Origin of the sequence: Candidatus Regiella insecticola LSR1 (assembly GCF_000143625.1) — a bacterium.
In the GTDB taxonomy this organism is placed as follows: Bacteria; Pseudomonadota; Gammaproteobacteria; order Enterobacterales; family Enterobacteriaceae; genus Regiella; species Regiella insecticola.
In genome coordinates this window covers 1-3,018 of sequence record NZ_GL379680.1, presented here as the reverse complement: position 1 = coordinate 3,018, position 3,018 = coordinate 1, and the positions used below count along the sequence as shown (strand labels likewise).

Annotated in this window: 3 protein-coding genes; all 3 read right to left on the bottom strand. The window is 39.3% G+C overall.

The features are described from left to right. A partial coding sequence (apbC, locus tag REG_RS09370) for an iron-sulfur cluster carrier protein ApbC (RefSeq protein WP_039908606.1) occupies positions 1 to 896 on the bottom strand: 896 nt, incomplete at its 3' end. Between the two features lie 236 nt (positions 897 to 1,132). Further along, positions 1,133 to 1,612, bottom strand: a complete 480-nt coding sequence (locus REG_RS12330; RefSeq protein WP_006705414.1) for a lysis protein — start codon at positions 1,610 to 1,612, stop codon at positions 1,133 to 1,135. 169 nt (positions 1,613 to 1,781) lie between these two features. Next, a partial coding sequence (locus tag REG_RS13550; protein WP_039908604.1) for a hypothetical protein occupies positions 1,782 to 3,018 on the bottom strand: 1,237 nt, incomplete at its 5' end.

The following is a 3,018-nucleotide window of genomic DNA, read 5'->3' as shown; positions in this document are numbered from 1 at the left end:
GCTCCACCACTGCCAAAAATAGGCTCTAAATGATCACAATGAGGGCAAACATGTCCACTCATATTTTCGATAATACCTAATACTGGGATCTGTACTTTTTGAAACATCATAATCCCTTTTACAGCATCAACCAAAGCGATCTCTTGTGGCGTGGTAACGACTAACACCCCCGTGACCGGAATATTTTGTGCGAGGGTTAATTGGATATCACCGGTACCTGGCGGCATATCGATTACCAGATAATCTACATCAGGCCATAAGGTCTCTTGCAGCATCTGCATTAGCGCTTTACTGGCCATCGGCCCACGCCAAACCGTCGCGTTTTCATCCGTCATTAGATAACCAATAGAATTGCTCGCTAACCCATGCGCCATTACCGGGGTCATGTGCTTACCATCTGGCGATATCGGTCGTTCACCGCTAGTGCCTAACATTTTAGGCACCGATGGGCCATAAATATCAGCATCCAAAATACCTACTTTTGCCCCTTCTTTTTGTAAAGCTAAAGCTAAATTGATCGCAGTACTAGATTTGCCGACACCGCCTTTACCAGAGCTAACGGCCAGAATATTACGGATCCCTGTGATACCTCGTAGGTTGTTGACTCTGCGTAGCGTTGCAAAATTATGTGAAAGTCGCCAGTCAATAGCTGTAGCCCCGGTAGCTAATTGCAATTGCTCAGTGGTTTGCTCTTTCAATAAGTTAAAAGCAGAGTGCCATACAAAAGGCATCGTCAATTCAATATGTAATACATTATCGAGTAAAACGAGGTAATCGATGGCATTCAGTTCATGCAAATTTTTTTTCAATGTTGGATGCGTAAAATGACTAAGTATGGTTGAAACCTGTGCTCGTAGCAGGTGAGGGGTACTCTGTTCGCAGAATTTTTTGCTCATCCTGTATTCCTCGAATTTGCCTAAAAAAATAGACACTAGCATAGCAGAACTCTGTTGTGGTAACAGAGCAGAGCGATTATTTTTTATATTCTTTGAAAGCGGTCTATTAAAGATTTTATTTTAATTAACTTAATAATATTAGTGATATATTCAATTAATCAACGTCAATTTAGCTTTATTTAAAATAATAATTTATAAAAAATACCACCAACACTGTCATATTTTTATAAAAATGATTATTTGGCAAGACACACGTTATTGATGTAATCCTGTAACCCGGCGATCTGTATTGTCGCCGTCGCTATGTGTTCTCTGAGACTGAAATAATTCCATTCAACGGTGTTAGAAAGTCGGGGGGCGGTAGCATCATCCATCTCGGTGGCTGGGGGAGCTGTGGACAGATCACAGCGGGCGTTGAGGCGCAACCGCTTATCGCCATTAATAAGAGCGAAGCGTAAGCGCTCAATATGAGCTTTTGCATGGGCTAATTCCTCTGTATATTTTTTATCTGTGGCAGTAATGATTTGTTGTTGGTCTTTCATTTTTTTAATATTTTTTGTTGTAGCAAGAAGATCCTCATTTAACGTTGTAATAATATTATTTTTTTCAGCAATTTCTTTTTGATAATGTTTTTCTTGATAAAGGCATCTTCCTTGATAATAAAATAAAAAACCGGTTAGTATTATAATAAATAAGGTCATTAATCGAAAATACATAACGTTGTCTCCTATTGTTGACAGGTAATTTATCGAAAATATCGGGATATACCCTTCGTCTTTGAAGTTGCCGCTAGGCGGCCAGGGTGTGAGACCGATGAGCGTAGACATACTACGTGATTCGGCGAGCACCCGCAGCCAACAACGCGGCGGCTTCAAAGGCGAAGGGTTAAGCCACTAATCGAGGCAAAGGGATCATCACATGACCATCCCTTGTCTCTGCGCTGGCCTGTTCTATGTAGTATTTTACCAATTGATGAATAGTGATGATGACATCAATAACAGCACTGTCATCGGTTACCAAAGGATCACGGGGGATAGCAATGTAATGTTTTGATAAACCTTGAACAGGCATTTCAAGCCCTTCGAATACGAGCTGTAAACGTTGGCTAGAGTTATCGTCGGTAGGGACAAAAGAATGATTCACCACAAAGAGGTTATTTTTAACAAATAAACAGAGAAATTTAAATTTTCTAGCAATAAATAGGCTTTCTGGCTGGCTACCCGCAGGCATGATACATCGCAGAGTTCCTGCATTGCCATGCTCAAGATAGATCACCGGGTAGCGAAATTTTTCGGCCTGGAAAGTAAAAGAGGCATTTTTAGGTTGATCAAACGGGGTAGTTATCAGTAAAGCCGGTACATCAACGTTAACATATTCATCATCAGCAAGCTGGGTCGCCGTATCACTATCCAGAATAAGTAAAGAATTCGTTCGTTGGTACAGCCTTCCCTTCTTCAAGAGAATATTTTCAATTTCTTCGTTTTGATTTATCTTGATTAAGTTAGCATTATTTTCATCATTGTTAGTGAAATAAGCACAATGGGTTTGGTTATTAAAACCAAGATAGTGATCAAGATTGTAGATTGTCTTAATACCCCACTCATTGACTTCAGCTGGCATAAACAATTTATCTTTTTTCGTGTGATACCAACCCTGTATATCTTTTTTTATTTTCACCCGTAGTAATTCAGGATAGTGATAATATTGAATGATGTTTTTAATCTGCTGTTTAATCTCTGCGGTATTAACGGTCTGTATAGAAATAAAAGGGAGCGTTATTCCCAATAAGGACATGTCAAAAAATCCATTCGCTTTTTTTATTTGCAATAATAGACCTTCAGTGGTGGTCGCTTTTAGATAGCCATTTTCTTCTGTACTCACTTGGGTAAAAGATAGCGGGTTACCTGATTGTCTATTGAGTACCCGCTTTAATCTGCTCAGACCGGTTTTCTTTAACACTATTTTGTGGAAAAAAGCCCCCACCTCATCTAAATCAACCGAATCGACGTAGCCTATTTCTTTATTTTTTTCATTCTTGACATCCATTATCCAAGCATTTTTTTGCGTATTACTGTCTATACCAAGATAATTTAATTGCTGGCTGCTATTGTTTGTAGAAAAA

Excerpts from the sequence above, each read along its gene's own strand:
- REG_RS12330 (WP_006705414.1), bottom strand. The coding sequence starts at position 1,612 with ATGTATTTTCGATTAATGACCTTATTTATTATAATACTAACCGGTTTT.